At 37.7% G+C, this 257-nt stretch carries 1 protein-coding gene; it reads left to right on the forward strand.

Annotated features, from left to right (window positions below):
• A partial coding sequence (locus tag SAZ04_RS22455) for a hypothetical protein (protein WP_332699894.1) occupies positions 1–257 on the forward strand: 257 nt, incomplete at both ends.

Below are 257 nucleotides of genomic sequence, written 5' to 3' on the forward strand. Positions count from 1 at the left end.
CTAAAGATACAAATGCTGAAGCCCAGCTTATTGGACGTGGTGCCAGATACTATCCATTCGTTTATCACGGAAAGAAGTCATATACGAGAAGATTTGATGACCGTAAACCAGAAATTCAGCTTTTGGAGCGTTTGTACTACCACACTATTAACGATCCACAATATCTGGAAAATCTTAGAAAATCACTAGATGCAATTGATCTACCTGTTAATGAAGATACTCAATACAAGGTGTACACCGCTAAAGTAAAGAATTCG

Origin of the sequence: Halalkalibacter lacteus, from assembly GCF_036663595.1 — a bacterium.
GTDB classification, from domain to species: Bacteria; Bacillota; Bacilli; order Bacillales; family Bacillaceae_D; genus Halalkalibacter; species Halalkalibacter lacteus.